We start from the raw sequence: 16,440 nt of genomic DNA, 5'->3' as shown, positions 1-16,440 counted from the left end.
GGGTGGGGGGGTTGGGTGGGGGTGGGGGCGGGCGAGGGCGGGGGCGCCCGCGTCAGGAGTCGAACCCGACACCGACCCGGTCGAGCGCGCGCAGCCACAGGCCGCGCCGGCCGGTCCGGTCCTCGCGGGCCAGCGCCGAACGGGTGGCCCGGACCGCGACGGAGCGGACCGGCTCCGGCGGGAAGGGCACCGGCTTGCGGCGCACCAGCTGCAGCCGGGTCGCCTCGGTGTCGCGCCCGTCGAGCAGGTCCAGCGCCACCCGGGCGCCGAACCGGGTCGAGGCCACCCCGAGACCGGTGTACCCGACGGCGTAGGCCAGGCGGCCCCGCAGGGCGGTGCCGAAGACCGGGGTGAACCGCGACGTCGTGTCGATGACCCCGCCCCACCGGTGCGTGAAGCGCAGCCCCTCCAGCTGCGGGAACAGCGCGAAGAAGTGCTGCGCGAGCAGCTCGTGCGAGCTCGACTGCTCGAGATCCGGGTCGATCCGGCCCGGGAAGTGGTAGTTGGCGTCGTAGCCGCCGAACAGCACCCGGTCGTCGAGCGTCCTGCGGTAGTAGTGGAACTGGTTGCCGCCGTCGGCCAGCCCCTCGCGCCCGGACCAGCCGACCGCGTCGAGCTGCTCGCCGGTGAGCGGCTCGGTCATCAGCACGTGGTCGTACACCGGCAGCACCCAGGCGCTGAACCGGCGCAGCACCCCCTGGTAGGCGTTCGTGGCGATCACGACCCGCCCGGCGTGGATGCTGCCCCACTCGGTGCGCACCCGCACGCCCGGCCCGTCGGCCGCGAACCCGGTCACCCGGGTGTCCTCGTGCACCCGCACCCCGAGCGACTCGGCCGCGCGCGCGAGCCCCCAGACGAGCCGGGCCGGGTCGAGCAGCCCGACACCCGGGTCGTACAGCGCACCGAGGTAGTGGGTCGAGCGCACCCGCGCCCGGGCCGCGTCGGCGTCGAGCCACTGCGCCGCGAGCCCGTGCGAGCGGTAGAGCTCGTAGGTCTCGCGCAGCCCGGCGAGCTGGTGGGCGTCCATCGCGAAGGTCAGCTCGCCGGGAACGTGCAGGTCGGCGTCGACGTGGTATGCCGCCAGCGTCCGCCGCAGGCCCGCGAAGTTCTCCTCGGCCAGCCGCTCCAACGTGTCGATCTCGTCCGGCCAGCAGGAGACCCCCTGGGCCAGCCCATGGGTCAGCGACGGGTCGGCGAAGCCGCCGTTGCGCCCGGAGGCGCCGGTGCCGAGGCGCCCCGCCTCGAGCACGACGACGTCGCGGGCCGGGTCGTCCTCCTTGGCCTGGATGGCGGCCCACAGCCCGGTGAAGCCGCCCCCGACGACCAGCAGGTCGCCGCGGTGGCCGGCACCGGTCAGCTGCGGCCTGGGGGTCGGCCGCTCCGGGCGGTCGGTCCAGTACACGTCGGGTCGGGCGTCGGCGAGCGCGGCCGTGGCGGCGGCGCGGACCTTCGGGCTGGGGGCGGCGGCGAAGACAGACATGGTGCCTGGATTCGACCATGCCGCACCGCCCGACGGGAACCCCTGTCTGCCCGGGACAAAGGAAGCCGGAGGGCGGCTGAGGGCGGGAGGGCACCCGCCCGGGCTGGCGTGCCCGTGCCCGCTGAGCGGCATACGTGGCAGGATCGGGACGGAGCCACCACCCCACGTCACGTGCAGGAGAACGCCATGCCCATCGCCACGCCCGAGGTGTACGCCGACATGCTCGACCGCGCGAAGGCCGGGTCCTTCGCCTACCCGGCCATCAACGTGTCCAGCAGCCAGACGCTCAACGCCGCGCTGCAGGGCTTCGCCGAGGCCGGGTCCGACGGCATCATCCAGATCTCCACCGGCGGCGCCGAGTACCTCTCCGGTCCGTCGGTCAAGAACATGGTGACCGGTTCGCTCGCCTTCGCCGCCTACGCGCACGAGGTTGCCAAGAGCTACCCGGTCAACATCGCGCTGCACACCGACCACTGCCCCAAGGACAAGCTCGACGGCTTCGTCCGGCCGCTGCTGGCCGCCTCGACCGAGCGGGTGGCGGCCGGCGGGCTGCCGTATTTCCAGTCGCACATGTGGGACGGCTCGGCGGTGCCGCTGCACGAGAACCTGCAGATCGCCGAGGAGCTGCTCGCCAAGGCGGTCGCGGCACACGTCATCCTCGAGATCGAGGTCGGCGTGGTCGGCGGCGAGGAGGACGGGGTGGCCCACGAGATCAACGAGAAGCTGTACACGACCCCCGACGACGCCGTCGCCACGGTCGCGGCGCTCGGCCACGTCGACAACGGCCGCTACCTGACCGCGCTGACCTTCGGCAACGTGCACGGCGTCTACAAGCCGGGCAACGTCAAGCTGCGCCCCGAGATCCTCCTGCAGGCCCAGCAGGCCGCGGCCAGGCAGCTCGGCCTGGGCGACGACGCGCGCCCGTTCGACCTCGTCTTCCACGGCGGGTCCGGCTCGCTGCCCGAGGAGATCTCGGCCGCGGTCGACTACGGCGTGGTCAAGATGAACGTCGACACCGACACGCAGTACGCCTACACCCGCCCCGTCGCCGGGTGGATGCTGGCCAACTACGAGGGCGTGCTCAAGGTCGACGGCGAGGTCGGCAACAAGAAGCAGTACGACCCCCGGGCGTGGGGCAAGGTGGCCGAGGCCGGCATGGCCGCCCGCGTCGTGGAGGCCTGCCGGGACCTCCGCTCCGCCGGCACCCATCCGTGACAACCGGGTCCCGGATGCCGCTCAGCCGGCAGACCTCGTGAGTGCCGACCTGCTCGAAGGAGCCCATGCGCGGGGCGGTGACCTGACCTGTCACCACGACCCGCGGTGGTCGGGGATCCGGGACACGATGGGGATGCCGACGAGAACCAGCAGCGCCGCGTACGCGGCGTAGACCAATGCCTGGGTGGTGCCGGGGTCGGCGGCATGCGCGATTACTGCGGTGGCGATCGACACGGCGGCGATCGAGCCCACCTGCATGCCGGTGGAACGCAGCGCGGCAAGCGGCGCGGCGAGGTTGGGGACCAGCTGCAGGCCCGCGTTGCGGCTGGCCGGACTGGACCAACCCAGGCCGAGGCCCATCAGTGCCGTCGCACCGGCGAGCCACCCGTAGGGGCTGACCCCGGGCGGCACGAACGCGACGGCGAGGGCACCGGCGCCGGTGAGCACGGCGGCGGCGTACAGCGGGATTCGGTAGCCGGTGCGCCGCAGCATCACGGCACCCACGCTGGAGAAGACTATGGCGGCGGCACCCTCGGCTGCCAGGAGCAGCCCCGAGCCCAGCGCGCCAACGTCATACCGGGTCGTCGCGTACAGCGGGACGAGCGCGACCAGGCCGATGCCGGCGCCGCCGTACACGATGTTCACGAGGTTCACCGCGCCGAACCCGCGGCCATGGATGAGCCGGGGCGCGATCAAGGGGTCGGCGGTGCGTTCGACGTGCAGGAGGAACCAGCCGATGCCGGCGACGGCGACGACGGCAGAGCCGAGGAACGGCCACAGCCACCCGCCCGGTGTGTCACCGAGCAGCGTCAGGGCGATCATCCCGCTGAGGAGACCGACGCCCAGCAGCAGCACGCCGTGCAGGTCCAGCGAGGCGCCCGGACCGTGCGAGCGCGCGGCGTCGCGTGGCACGAAGTGCAGCACCAGCGGGACCAGCGCCACCCCCAGCGGGACGTTCACGAGGAACACGCCCCGCCACGACCACGACGCGACGATGACGCCACCCAGGATCGGGCCGACCATGGCCCCGGTGGTGAAGAAGCTGCCGAACAGCCCGACGGCCTTGTCGCGAGCCGACCCGAAGTGCGTCACGACGATGCTGGTGGCCGCCGGTGTGAAGCCGGCGCCGCCGGCCGCCTGGATGAACCGCAACCCGATCAGCAGGAAGATGTTGCCGACCAGTCCGCAGCACAGTGACGCCGCGGTGAAGGCCACGACCGATCCGATGAACACGCGCCGCGGTCCGTACCGTTGGCACAGCTGGCCGGCCAGCGACAACGTCAGCACGAGGCCGAGGCTGTAGGCCGTGATGGTCCAGCCCGCCAGCGTCACCGACGTGTCCAGGCCGTTCTTCAGCGCCGGCAGGGCGGTTGCGACGATGGTGCCGTCCAGCGTGCTCATGATGAGCGCGACGGCCACCACGACGAACATGGTCGTACGGCGGCCACCTGTGAGGACACGCGGACCGGCGGGTGCCGACACCCCGGCCGAGCCCGGCTGCGCGCGGTGTCGATCGGACGGGCCGCGACCGGCCGGTGCACCGAGTCGCAGATTGGAAGGCCCGTCGTCGTGTGTCACATATTGCGACAACGCGGTGCCGTGGTGCGTTTATGCCACGGCCGGCACCATCCCGACCCGACGAGGGCCTCGACCGCTAGCCTGACGCGCATGGCGTCGCACGACGAGACCCCGTCCGAGGCGACCGGGTTTCGGACCACGAAGATCCCCGACGAGATCTACACCGCCGAGCTCTACCGGCTGCAGGGCGAGCTGGGCAAGCTCCAGTCGTGGATCAAGGACACCGGTGCGCGGGTCGTCGTCGTGTTCGAGGGACGCGACGCGGCCGGCAAGGGCGGGACGATCAAGCGGATCACCGAGTACCTGTCGCCCCGGGCGGTCCGGATCGCCGCGCTCCCGGCTCCCACCGAGCGGGAGAAGACGCAGTGGTACTTCCAGCGCTACATCGAGCACCTGCCGGCTGCCGGCGAGATGGTGCTGTTCGACCGGTCCTGGTACAACCGCGCGGGCGTCGAGAAGGTGATGGGCTTCTGCACGCGCGAGCAGTACCAGCTCTTCATGCGGCAGTGCCCGATCTTCGAGCAGATGCTCGTCGACGACGGGATCCACCTGCGCAAGTACTGGTTCTCGGTGTCCGACGACGTGCAGCTGGCCCGGTTCAGGAAGCGCCTGCACGACCCGCTGCGGCAGTGGAAGCTCTCGCCGATCGACCTCGAGTCGATCACCCGGTGGGAGGAGTTCTCCCGGGCCAAGGACGAGATGATGGTGCACACCGACATCCCCGTCGCGCCGTGGCACCATGTGGCGTCCGACTCGAAGAAGCAGGCGCGGCTGAACATGATCCACCACCTGCTCGCGTCGCTCCCGTACGAGGACCCGGGCGCCGGGCGCCATCCCGGGGTGCGGCTGCCCGAACGGCTGCCGAGCACGGGGTACCAGCGCCCGCCGATCGCCGTCTCCAGGTACGTCCCGGACTGGGCCTCGACACTGGTCGCCGACCCCGCCGCTCACTGAGGGGCCGCCGCCGCCTCCCGGGCGGGCGGCAGGTGGACGTGCAGCACCCCCGGCTCGATCCGGGCCTCCAGCCAGTCGACCCCGGGGTGCTCGTCACCGTCGACGTGCACGGTGACCGGGTCCTCGGTCTCGACCCGGACCAGCCGGGCGGCGTGGTACTCGAGCCCGGGGACGTCGCCGCTCCAGTGGACCAGGCCCTTGAGGGCGATCGGCACCCAGCCGACGACGTGGGCCGGGCCCACCTCGGCGACGTGGAGCAGCCCGTCGTCGACCCTGGCGCCGGGCAGGACCTCGATGCCCAGCGGGATCCGCCCGACGCTGCCGGCCAGCAGGCACCACAGGGACCGTTCCTCGGGCGGCCCGTCGTCGAGCCGCACCCGCATCGGGATGAGCGGTTCGCCGAGCGTGGCGATGGCCGGCACGAAGTAGGCCCGCCACTGGATGCGCTTCTTCAGCGCGGGCCGGACCAGCTCGATCGTGCGGGCGTCGTGGCCGACGCCCGCCAGCACGACGAACGCGCCCTGCCCGTCGGGCCGCTCGGGCCCGCCCCACCGGGCTCGCCCGAGGTCGACGTCGCGGGCCGGCCCGTCGAGGGCGACCTCGATGGAGCGGGCGAGCGAGCGGTGCGGCAGGCGCAGGTTGCGGGCGAACAGGTTCGCCGTGCCACGCGGCACGATCCCGAGCGCCACGCCGGTGCCCGCGAGCGCGCCCGCGACCTCACGGACCGTGCCGTCGCCGCCGCACACCACTACGAGGTCGGCGCCGTCCGCGATGGCCTTGCGAGCCTGCGGCCCGCCCGGCTCGGCCATCGTCGTCCACTCGAGGAGCACGTGCTGCCAGCCGCGCGACCGGCACCCGGCCACCACGGCGGTCACCGCCGCCCCGGTGGGGTCACTGACGGGGTTGCCGACGATGGTCACGCGCACGTGCACGAGTGTGCCGCATGTACCGCAATGCGCCGTGGGACCGCGGCCCGTCGTGCCGCCACGAGAAGTGCGTTCGTGGTGGGTTCTCGTGGCGTCCCGCCCCCTGGCCTGCGGGCCGGGCGAGCGGGACCCGGCTGGGCGGCATACCCTCTCGGTGCGCCCACGGGACCTCTGGCCCTGGCGCGCGGCACGTCGGCAGCCGAAGGTCGTGGTGCGGCACCCAACGGAGCGTGCCCGCTGACCGGACGACACCGACCAAGGAGTGGACATGAACAGGCTCGAAGGGCGCGTCGCCCTCGTCACCGGCGGGGCGAGCGGCATCGGCAGGGCGACCGCGATCCGGCTGGCCGCCGAGGGGGCGGCGGTGCTCGTCACCGACATCCAGGTGGAGCCGGGCGAGGCCCTCGTCGAGCAGATCGTCGCCGCCGGCGGCCGGGCCGCCTTCGTGCGGCACGACGTCACCAGTGAGGCCGACTGGGAGACCGCCTGCCGCGCGGCCGTCGAGCAGTTCGGGGGCCTCGACATCCTGGTCAACAACGCCGGCATGGGCGACCTCAAGGCGATCGAGGAGACGAGCCTCGACGAGTGGAACCACACAGTCGCCATCGACCAGACGGGCGTCTTCCTCGGGATGAAGGTCGCCGCACCCCACCTGCGCGGGTCCGCGCACGCGTCGATCGTCAACATCAGCTCGATCTTCGGCACGAGCGGGGGTTTCGGGACCTCCCCGGCCTACCACGCGGCCAAGGGAGCGGTCCGCACGCTGACCAAGAACGCCGCGCTGCACTGGGCCGACACGGTCATCCGGGTCAACTCGATCCACCCCGGCTTCATCGACACGCCGATCCTCGACTCGGCCAGGGGCACCGCGTTCTGGGACGCGATGACCGCGCTGACCCCGATGGGCCACCTCGGGCGGCCCGAGGACGTCGCCGCCGGCGTGGCCTACCTGGCCAGCGACGACGCCGCCTTCGTCACGGGGTCCGAGCTCTACATCGACGGGGGGTACCTCGCCAGGTGAGACGCGGCCGGTCGGGGCCGTCGCCACCTCGCACACCGTGTCGTATGCCGCTGGGCCGCCGCCCGCTGTCGGGCGCCGCCCGCTGTCGGGCGCAGTCCGGTGCCGGCGCGGGCCTCCGGCTGACCTGGGCGGCCCGGTGCCACGAGAACTGCGTTCGTGGTCGGTTGTCGTGGTGGCCCATACGCGGGCGGACCGGCCGGGGGCCCGACCCGTCACCCGATAGCCTTTCCCGGGGGTCCACCTGTGACGGCCTGCACCTGCAGTCACGTCAAGTGCAGGGCTTCGAACCGCAGTGACTTCAACCGCGTGGCTTCAACCGCAACGGGAAGGCGAACTGATGCCGGCAATCGTGCTCGTCGGAGCGCAGTGGGGCGACGAGGGCAAGGGCAAGGCGACCGACCTGCTCGGCGGCAGCGTCGACTACGTCGTGAAGTTCAACGGGGGCAACAACGCCGGCCACACGGTCGTCATCGAGCGGGACGGCCGGCGGGAGAAGTATGCCCTGCACCTGCTGCCCTCGGGCATCCTCTCCCCGAACTGCACGCCGGTCATCGGCAACGGCGTGGTCATCGACATCTCCGTCCTGTTCGAGGAGCTCGACGGGCTGCAGTCGCGGGGGATCGACACCAGCCGCCTGCTCGTCTCGGCCAACGCGCACGTGATCCCGTCGTACAACCGGACCCTCGACAAGGTGACCGAGCGGTTCCTCGGCAGCCGCCGGATCGGCACGACCGGCCGGGGCATCGGCCCGACCTACGCGGACAAGATGAACCGCACCGGCATCCGCGTCCAGGACCTCTACGACGAGAAGATCCTGCGCCACAAGGTCGAGGCCGCCCTCGCCTTCAAGAACCAGGTCCTGGCCAAGATCTACAACCGGCGCGCGATCGACCCCGACGAGGTCGTGGGCGAGCTGCTCCGGCACGCCGACCGGCTGGCCCCGATGGTCGCCGACACCTCGCTGGTGCTCGCCCAGGCGCTCGACCGGGGCGAGACGGTGCTCTTCGAGGCCGGTCAGGCGACGCTGCTCGACGTCGACCACGGCACCTACCCCTACGTCACGTCGAGCAATGCCACGGCCGGCGGTGCCTGCACCGGCTCGGGAGTCCCACCGACCCGGGTCGACTCGGTCATCGCGATCCTCAAGGCCTACACGACGCGCGTCGGCGAGGGCCCGTTCCCGACCGAGCTGCACGACGAGATGGGTGCGTTCCTGCGCGACACCGGCGCCGAGTACGGTGTCACGACCGGTCGCCCGCGGCGCTGCGGCTGGCTCGACGTGGTGATCGGCCGGTACGCGACCCGGGTCAACGGGGTCACCGACTTCGTCATCACCAAGCTCGACATCCTCACCGGGCTGGAGACGATCCCGGTCTGCGTCGCCTACGACGTCGACGGCGTGCGGCACGACGAGATGCCGGTGAACCAGACCGACTTCCACCACGCCACCCCGGTCTACGAGCACCTCGACGGCTGGTCCGAGGACATCACCGGCTGCCGCCGCTTCGAGGACCTGCCGGCCAACGCCCGGGCCTACGTGCTGCGGGTCGAGCAGCTCGTCGGCGCCCGCGTCTCGGCCATCGGCGTCGGCCCCGGCCGGGACGAGATCATCGAGCGCTTCCCGCTGCGACCCCATGGGGCGCAACACACCGAGTAGCCGGCAACCTCGACGGTTGCAGCCGGCGAGGTTGCCCGCTGCTCGGCGGGTTGCCGGTGACATGGCCATGACTGACCCTCAAGGAAACGTATGAGTGAGCAGGTAGCAGCACAGGACTGGGTCACCAGACTCGCCGACGAGGTCATCGCCGGAGCTGACCGCCGCGGCCTGACCGGGCAGGTCATCGTCTGCGCGTCGGGCATCAGCCCCTCCGGCCCGATCCACCTGGGCAACTTCCGCGAGCTCATCACGCCGCACCTGGTCGCCGACGAGATCCAGCGTCGTGGCCTGCCGTGCGAGCACATCCTGTCCTGGGACGACTACGACCGCTTCCGCCGCGTTCCCGCCGGCCAGCCGGGCGTCGACGAGTCGTGGGAGCAGTACATCGGTATGCCGCTCACCTCGGTCCCGGCGCCCGCGGGCTCCCCGCACCCGAACTGGGCGGAGCACTACAAGGCGCCGCTGCGCGAGGCGATGGGTCGGCTCGGCATCGTGGTCCGCGAGATCAGCCAGACCGAGCAGTACACCGCGGGCGCGTACGTCGAGCAGGTGCTCCTCGCCATGCGGGAGCGGACCGCGATCGACGAGGTGCTCGGCCGCTATCGCACGCTCGAGGCGGCGGCCGACGCGAAGCAGCGCGAGAGCGGCCGCGCGAAGGCCCGGGTGGGCCCGGACGGCGGCTCCGGCCGGCCCGGCAAGCACCCCGGCGAGCTCACGCCCGAGCAGCAGGAGGCCCGGACCGAGGCCGAGCGCGGCTCCGGGGCGGCCGGCGAGGACGACGGGAGCGAGGGCGGCTCGGGCTACTACCCCTATCGGCCGTACTGCACCTCGTGCGGCACCGACTTCACGACCGTGACCGCCTACGACGACCGGACCCACGCGCTGACCTACCGCTGCTCGAAGTGCGGCCACGAGGAGACCGTCGACCTGGCGGAGTTCCACAACGGCAAGCTGGTCTGGAAGGTCGACTGGCCCATGCGGTGGGGCTACGAGCGTGTGGTGTTCGAGCCGTCCGGTGTCGACCACCAGTCGCCGGGGTCCTCGTTCGTCGTCGGCAAGGACCTCGCGCCGATCTTCGGGTGGCAGCGCCCGATCGGACCGATGTACGCCTTCGTCGGGATCGCCGGGATGGCCAAGATGAGCTCGTCGCGCGGCGGGGTGCCGATCCCGAGCGACGCCCTGGAGGTGATGGAGCCGCAGGTGCTCCGGTGGCTCTACGCCCGGCGCAAGCCGCACCAGAGCTTCGACATCTCCTTCGGCCAGGAGTTGCAGCGGCTCTACGACGAGTGGGACGCGCTGGTCCGCAAGGTGGGCGCCGGCCGGGCGCAGGCGGGCGACCTGGCGGCCCACCTGCGCGCGACGTCCACCGCCGCCGGGGTGCTGCCGACGACGCCGCACCCGATCCCGTTCCGGACGATCGCCTCGGTCGTCGACGTCACCCAGGGCGACGAGGCGCAGACCGTGCGGATCCTCACCGAGCTCGACCCCGACCACCCTGTCGCCTCCGTCGAGGAGCTGCAGCCCCGCCTCGGCTGTGCCAGCCGCTGGATGCTGGGCTACGTCCCCGAGGCGGAGCGGACCGTGGTGCGCGCGCAGCCCGACCTCGATCGGCTCGCCACGCTGGACGGGCCGCAGCGCGAGGCGCTGCGCCTGCTCGTCGAGGGGCTCGACACGTACTGGTCGCTCGACGGGCTGACCCACCTGGTCTACGCGGTGCCGAAGATCCAACGCGGGATCGACCCCGCGGCCAAGGTCAGGGACCCGGAGCTGTCGCAGGCGCAGCGGGCCTTCTTCGCCCTGGTCTACGAGCTGCTGGTGGGCGCGGACACGGGGCCTCGGCTGCCCACGTTGCTGTTGGCGCTCGGCAAGGAGACGGTCCTGTCCCTGCTGGCCCCGCCGCCGGGCGGCAGCTGAGCAGCCGACCGTCCGCGGCCGGGGCGACACCGACCTGCCCACCGCCGCAGGCCCCGCCGGGACCTGCGGCCGCCGGGTCGACGCCGGCACGAGAACTGCGTTCGTGGTGGGTTCTCGTGGTGGTCGCGGCTCTGGGGCCACGAGGACTGCGTTCGTGGTGGGTTCTCGTGGCGGCCCGTACGCGACCTGCCCACGGCGGAGGGCCATCGGTCGGAGCCCCGCCGGGGCCCGGCCCACGGGTTCGGCGCGTGTCGCCGAGGCCCATCGGCGGGCCCTAACACCGTAGCGAGCGACCCCAAACCGTGACAAACGCGAGGCGCATCGGACAACCCGGGCCAAACACCTCGGGGTAGGTAATGACCCGGCATCCCAAAGGTAAAATGTTGTTCAAGAACTCTCGAGTTCGGTCGACGGGCGGATTCGGCGGCGAGAAGATGATCAGGACATCAAGGAAGTGCGAACCACCCACCCTCCCCGCCGGTCTCTCCCCCCGAGGCCCCTTGATCGTCAGCGCAGAAGCGATCTCCCCCCGATCGCGCGCTCCCCGGCGAGGGACGCGATGCTTTCCCCCCGCATCCCGTCCCTCGCCCTTCTCTTTGCCTCGCCCCACTCGCGGGTGAGCCCGGCCCGCTCGGGTCTACACGCCCCACTCGCGGGTGGGCGCGGCTCGCACGGGTCCGCACGGCCCACCTCGCGGGTGCGACCCGCCACCCAGCGGTGGCTCGCCTTTCTGCTGCGTCCGGGCGGCTGGGTCTCCGGGCTGCGGCCCGGCGGCTGGCCTCCCGCCCCCCGTGAGTGCCCGCAGGCCCGCTCAGGCCGCCCCGACAGGAGCGGTGAGGACCGTCATGCGGTGCGCTGCCCGGGTCAGCGCGACGTAGAGGACCCGGACCCCGCCGGGCGACTCGGCGACGATCTCCTCCGGGTCCACCACCACGGTCGCGTCGTACTCGAGGCCCTTCGTCGACATCGGCCCGACGACGTGGACGCGGGCCGGCCCCGCGCCCACGGTGCCGTCGAGGGGGGCGAGCTCAGCGGCATACCGCTGCGGCGTGATGACCGCGACGGCACCCTCGACCTGCCCGAGCAGCCGGTCGACGGCCTGCTGCGTGCTCGCCCGCGGGTCCGGCCCGAGCGACCCGACGAACGGGGCCACCCCGGTCTCCCGGACGGCCACCGGGATGTCCGCGTCGGGCACCGCGCGGCGCACGACGTCGGCGGCGTACTCGAAGATCTCGCGGGCGTTGCGGTAGTTCGTGCCCATGTGGAAGTGCCGCCGGACCTGCGACCCGATGGCCTCGTCACGGGCCTGGGCCGCCTCGGCCGGGTCGGGCCACGAGGCCTGGGCGGCGTCGCCGACGAGGGTCCACGAGGCGTGCCGGCCCCGGCGCCCGACCATCCGCCACTGCATCGGCGAGAGGTCCTGCGCCTCGTCGACGAGCACGTGGGCGTACTCGTCGGGCCGGTCGAGCCGCCCGGCGAGCAGCCGCCCGCGCGGGTCGTCGGGCACGACCGACGCGTGGCCCGGGCCGGACGAGCGAGCGACCGGCTGCACCTCGGTGACGCCGTACTGGCTGAGGTCGTCGAGCTCCTCGATCTCGTAGAAGCCGCGCTCCTCCTGCGGCTCGTCCTGGACGGGGCCGAGCCGCGCCGCGAGGTCGTCGACGAGGGCGACGTCGGCAACCGACCACGTGCCGGTCGCCAGGGCCGTCTGCCACGAGGTGGCCAGCAGCTGGGCCTCGCTCGGGTCGAGCGAGCGGCGGGCGCTGCGGCGCACCAGGTCGGCGTCGGTGAGCCAGAGCAGCACCTCGCGCGGGTCGACCTGGGGCCACCACGCCTTCACGAACGCCTCGACGTCGAGATGGTCCTCCCACCGGTCGAGGAACTCCGCCTTCGCGTCCCGTTCGCCCCGGATCCCGAGGGAGGCCCAGGCGGCCTCGCCGAGGGCGGCCCGGGCCGCCGGGCCGCCCAGGTTGCGCTGGTGCTGTCGGAGCACCTGGCTGCGGACGTGGTCGAGGGCCCGGGCGTCAAGGCGCACCGCGTGGCCGGCCACCATCGCGCGGAACTCGGTGGGCGCGTCCGGGACCCGGCCGCGCGCCGCGGCCGCCAGCAAGGTGCGGATCCGCGTCGACCCCTTGAGCCGGGCGACCTGCGGCGGGTCGAGGCGCTCGGTGTCGATTGCGTCGACGAGGTCGCCGACCGCGCGCAGCACCACGCTCTCCTCGCCGAGGGAGGGCAGCACCCGCTCGATGTAGGCCGTGTAAGCGCCCGAGGGCCCGACCACGAGGATGCCGCCGGACTCGAACCGGCGCCGGTCCGAGTAGAGCAGGTAGGCGGCCCGGTGCAGCGCGACGACGGTCTTGCCGGTGCCCGGACCGCCGCTGATCTCGGTGACCCCCCGCGCGCTGGCCCGGATCGCCTGGTCCTGGTGGGCCTGGATCGTCGCGACGATGTCGCGCATCCGCTCCCCACGGGTGCGGGTCAGAGCCGCCATCAGGGCCCCGTCGCCCACCACGACCAGGTCGTCCGGCGCCTCGGGCACCATCAGGTCGTCCTCGATGCCGACCACTCGCGCGCCGCGGCTGCGCAGGACGCGGCGGCGCAGGACGTCCATCGGACGGGTCGGGGTGGCCCGGTAGAAGGGTTCCGCGGCGGGGGCGCGCCAGTCGATGACCAGCGGCTCGTAGTCGTCGTCGCGCACGCCGATGCGGCCGACGTAGCGCACCTCCCGGGCGCCGTCGGCGTCAGCCCGCACCGGGGTGGACGTGACCGTGCGGCCCGGTGGCCCTGCCGGAGCGGAGGCGGGCCCGTCGGGCGACTGGCTCGGGTGCGCCAGGTCGAGACGCCCGAAGACGAGCCCCTCGTACTGCGTGTCGAGGGCGCTGCGCCGCCGGGCCGCATGGAAGACCAGCGCGTCGCGCTCGAACAGGCTGCCGCCTTCGGCGTCACCGGTCTCGACCGACCGGCCGAACTGCCCCCGGGACAGTCCCTCGGCATGGACCGCCTCGGCCCGGCCCGCCGCCTTCTCGAGCTCGGCCAGGACCCGGTCGACGTGGGCCTGCTCGACGGCGATCTGCGCTGCGACGACGTCGGGCACGACGTCCCGCGTGGTGGCGTTCGACGACCTCACGGACTCCCCAGTGCTCACTTGCTTCACGTCGGTCCTGCTCCGGCTGCGGCAACGTCATGTGGTGCTTCCGGACGCAGGAACCACCCAGTCTACTGTGCTTGCCCGGCCCTACCCGGCCAGTTCGACCGGATCGACCGGCCGCTGGGCGCGGGGTCGGGGGCCGGGGCCCCGAGCGCATAGGCTGTCCGCCGTGAAGGTCCTCGTCCTCGGTTCCGGCGCCCGTGAGCACGCACTCGTCAAGGCCGTCGCGGCCGACCCGGAGGTCGAGGCCGTCATCGCCGGCCCCGGCAACCCGGGCATCGACGCGACCGCGTTCTGCGTGCCGGTCGACATCCTCGACGGGGCCGCCGTGGCGGCGCTCGCCGCGCAGCACGCCGTCGACCTCGTCGTCATCGGACCGGAGGCCCCGCTCGTGGCCGGTGTCGCCGACGTATGCCGCTCAGCCGGCTTCCCCGTCGTCGGACCCTCGGCCGCCGCGGCGCGTCTGGAAGGCAGCAAGTCGTTCGCCAAGGAGGTCATGGCCGCGGCGGAGGTGCCCACCGCGTTCGCCCGGGTGTGCACGACCCTCGACGAGGTCGCGGCGGCCCTGGACGCGCTGGGGGCCCCGCACGTCGTCAAGGACGACGGGCTCGCGGCCGGCAAGGGCGTCGTGGTGACCGACTCCCGCGACGAGGCGCTCGCGCACGCCCGGACCTGCCTGGCCAAGGACGGCGGGTGCGTCGTGATCGAGGAGTTCCTCGACGGTCCCGAGGTCTCGCTGTTCTGCCTCTCGGACGGGACCAGCGTGGTGCCGCTGCAGCCGGCCCAGGACTTCAAGCGTGTCGGCGACGGCGACGCCGGCCCTAACACCGGTGGCATGGGCGCCTACTCGCCACTGGACTGGGCGCCGGCGACCCTCATGTCCGACGTGGTCGAGCGGATCGCCCAGCCGACGGTCGACGAGATGCGCCGCCGCGGCACCCCCTTCGTCGGAATCCTCTACGTCGGGCTCGCCCTCACCTCGCGGGGGCCCAAGGTCGTGGAGTTCAACGCCCGGCTCGGGGACCCGGACGGCCAGGCCGTCCTGGCTCGTCTCGAGACACCGTTCGCCCAGCTGCTGCACGCTGCGGCGACCGGCGGCCTCGCCGACTTCCCCGACCTGCGGTGGTCCAGCGATGCGGCGGTCGTCGTGGTGGTCGCCGCGTCCGGCTACCCGGTCGCGCCACGCACCGGCGACCGGATCACCGGGATCGATGCCGCCGCCGAGGTGCCGGGCGTGGTGGTCCTGCACGCCGGCACCAGGCGCGACGAGCACGGGGTCCTGCGCTCTGCCGGAGGCCGGGTACTGGACGTCGTCGCGACGGGAAACGATCTGGCGAAGGCAAGGTCGGCGGCATACCGGGCGGTGGAGCTCGTCGAGCTCGAGGGGTCCCACCATCGGACCGACATCGCGCTCAAGGCGGCCCGCGGCGAGATCGCGGTCGGGGTCTGAGGTGGCCGGGCATCTCGAGCTGGCGGGCTTCCAGCACGTCTACTCCGGCAAGGTGCGCGACCTGTACGCGCCGGTCGGGGCCGATGGTGCGCCGGCCCGCGACCGGCTGCTGCTCGTCGCGTCGAACCGCCTGTCGGCCTACGACTGGATGATGACGCCGGAGATCCCGGACAAGGGCGAGGTGCTCACCCGGCTCTCGCTCTGGTGGTTCGACCGGCTCGCCGACATCGTGCCCAACCACGTCGTGTCGACCGACGTGCCGGCCGCCGTGGCCGGTCGGGCGGTGCTCGTGCGCCGGCTCGAGATGCTGGGGCTAGAGGCGATCGCCCGGGCGTACCTTACGGGCGGCGGGCTCGAGGAGTACCGCGCCACGGGGTCGGTGTGCGCGGTGCCGCTGCCCGAGGGGCTGGTCGACGGGTCGCGGCTGCCCGAGCCGGTCTTCACGCCGACCACGAAGGCGCCGGTCGGGCAGCACGACCTGCCGATGACGCCCACCGAGGTGGAGGCGCTGCTGGGGGCCGACCGAGCGGCCGAGGTGTCGCGCCTGACCCGGGCGATCCTGGCCCGCGGTAACGAGATCGCCGCGGCTCGGGGCATCCTCATCGCCGACACGAAGGTGGAGTTCGGCGTGGCTCCCGACGGGTCCGGTGGGCTGGTCCTGGCCGACGAGGTGCTCACCCCGGACTCGTCGCGGTTCTGGCCCGCCGACCTCTGGGAGCCGGGCCACCCGCAGCCGTCATACGACAAGCAGTTCGTCCGCGACTGGCTGACGTCGGCCGAGTCGGGGTGGGACCGGCGCAGCGGTGAGGCGCCGCCGCCGTTGCCCGCGGCGGTCGTGGAACAGACCAGGGCGAAGTACGTCGAGGCCTACGAGCGGATCACCGGGGAGAGCTTCAGCGCGCGGTGAGGGCCGTCAGCTTTCGCGCCCGGGCGGGATAGTGCGTGGCGGTGCGGGCGGTCGGGCGTGGTCTTTCGCGTCGGGGCGGGATTGTGCGTGGCGGTGCGGACGACCCGCCGTCACCTTTCGCGTCGGGGCGGGATTGTGCGTGGCGGCGCGGACGATCCGCCGTCACCTTTCGCGCCGGGGCGGGATTGTG

Annotated in this window: 11 protein-coding genes; 7 read left to right on the top strand and 4 right to left on the bottom strand. The window is 73.0% G+C overall.

Annotated elements, in window-relative coordinates; translation table 11 throughout:
- Positions 1 to 52: 52 nt before the first annotated feature.
- On the bottom strand, positions 53 to 1,480 hold the full coding sequence (locus WMI84_RS11070) for an FAD-dependent oxidoreductase (protein ID WP_347353102.1): 1,428 nt from the start codon (positions 1,478 to 1,480) through the stop codon (positions 53 to 55).
- A 186-nt stretch (positions 1,481 to 1,666) separates the two neighbouring features.
- Here WMI84_RS11070 and fbaA point away from each other — a divergent pair, with 186 nt between their 5' ends.
- A complete protein-coding gene (fbaA, locus tag WMI84_RS11065; RefSeq protein ID WP_347353100.1) occupies positions 1,667 to 2,695 on the top strand; it encodes a class II fructose-bisphosphate aldolase in 1,029 nt (342 codons plus the stop codon).
- Positions 2,696 to 2,785: 90 nt separating this feature from the next.
- Here the strand turns inward: fbaA and WMI84_RS11060 are convergent, their stop codons facing one another.
- The gene (locus WMI84_RS11060) at positions 2,786 to 4,126 is read right to left on the bottom strand and encodes an MFS transporter (RefSeq protein ID WP_347353098.1); all 1,341 of its coding nucleotides are present in this window, start codon (positions 4,124 to 4,126) and stop codon (positions 2,786 to 2,788) included.
- A 237-nt stretch (positions 4,127 to 4,363) separates the two neighbouring features.
- On the opposite strand from WMI84_RS11060, the gene ppk2 reads away from it, so the two are divergent.
- Positions 4,364 to 5,227, top strand: a complete 864-nt coding sequence (gene ppk2, locus WMI84_RS11055; RefSeq protein WP_347353096.1) for a polyphosphate kinase 2 — start codon at positions 4,364 to 4,366, stop codon at positions 5,225 to 5,227.
- Here the strand turns inward: ppk2 and WMI84_RS11050 are convergent.
- The gene (locus tag WMI84_RS11050; protein WP_347353094.1) at positions 5,221 to 6,153 is read right to left on the bottom strand and encodes a diacylglycerol kinase family protein; all 933 of its coding nucleotides are present in this window, start codon (positions 6,151 to 6,153) and stop codon (positions 5,221 to 5,223) included. The genes ppk2 and WMI84_RS11050 overlap by 7 nt on opposite strands.
- A 268-nt stretch (positions 6,154 to 6,421) precedes the next feature.
- Here WMI84_RS11050 and WMI84_RS11045 point away from each other — a divergent pair, with 268 nt between their 5' ends.
- The 3 genes from WMI84_RS11045 (at position 6,422) to lysS (ending at position 10,745) form a co-directional block, all read left to right on the top strand.
- Positions 6,422 to 7,174, top strand: a complete 753-nt coding sequence (locus tag WMI84_RS11045) for a glucose 1-dehydrogenase (RefSeq protein WP_347353092.1) — start codon at positions 6,422 to 6,424, stop codon at positions 7,172 to 7,174.
- A gap of 337 nt (positions 7,175 to 7,511) precedes the next feature.
- The gene (locus WMI84_RS11040; protein WP_347353090.1) at positions 7,512 to 8,831 is read left to right on the top strand and encodes an adenylosuccinate synthase; all 1,320 of its coding nucleotides are present in this window, start codon (positions 7,512 to 7,514) and stop codon (positions 8,829 to 8,831) included.
- 90 nt (positions 8,832 to 8,921) lie between these two features.
- Positions 8,922 to 10,745, top strand: a complete 1,824-nt coding sequence (lysS, locus tag WMI84_RS11035; protein ID WP_347353088.1) for a lysine--tRNA ligase — start codon at positions 8,922 to 8,924, stop codon at positions 10,743 to 10,745.
- Positions 10,746 to 11,556: 811 nt separating this feature from the next.
- Here the strand turns inward: lysS and WMI84_RS11030 are convergent.
- Positions 11,557 to 13,890, bottom strand: coding sequence for a UvrD-helicase domain-containing protein (locus WMI84_RS11030; protein WP_347353086.1), 2,334 nt, complete (start codon positions 13,888 to 13,890; stop codon positions 11,557 to 11,559).
- A gap of 172 nt (positions 13,891 to 14,062) precedes the next feature.
- Here WMI84_RS11030 and purD point away from each other — a divergent pair, with 172 nt between their 5' ends.
- Positions 14,063 to 15,343 carry a phosphoribosylamine--glycine ligase gene (gene purD / locus WMI84_RS11025; protein WP_347353084.1) on the top strand — a complete coding sequence of 427 codons (1,281 nt, stop codon included), beginning with the start codon at positions 14,063 to 14,065 and terminating at the stop codon, positions 15,341 to 15,343.
- 1 nt (position 15,344) lies between these two features.
- Positions 15,345 to 16,250 (top strand): phosphoribosylaminoimidazolesuccinocarboxamide synthase, encoded by a 906-nt coding sequence (locus tag WMI84_RS11020; RefSeq protein ID WP_347353082.1) that lies wholly within the window; start codon positions 15,345 to 15,347, stop codon positions 16,248 to 16,250.
- The last annotated feature ends 190 nt before the right edge of the window (positions 16,251 to 16,440 follow it).

Source organism: Intrasporangium sp. (assembly GCF_039812505.1).
Classification (GTDB): Bacteria; Actinomycetota; Actinomycetes; order Actinomycetales; family Dermatophilaceae; genus Intrasporangium_A.
The sequence above is the reverse complement of the archived record's forward strand: the minus strand, read 5'-3'. Positions and strand labels throughout refer to the sequence as shown.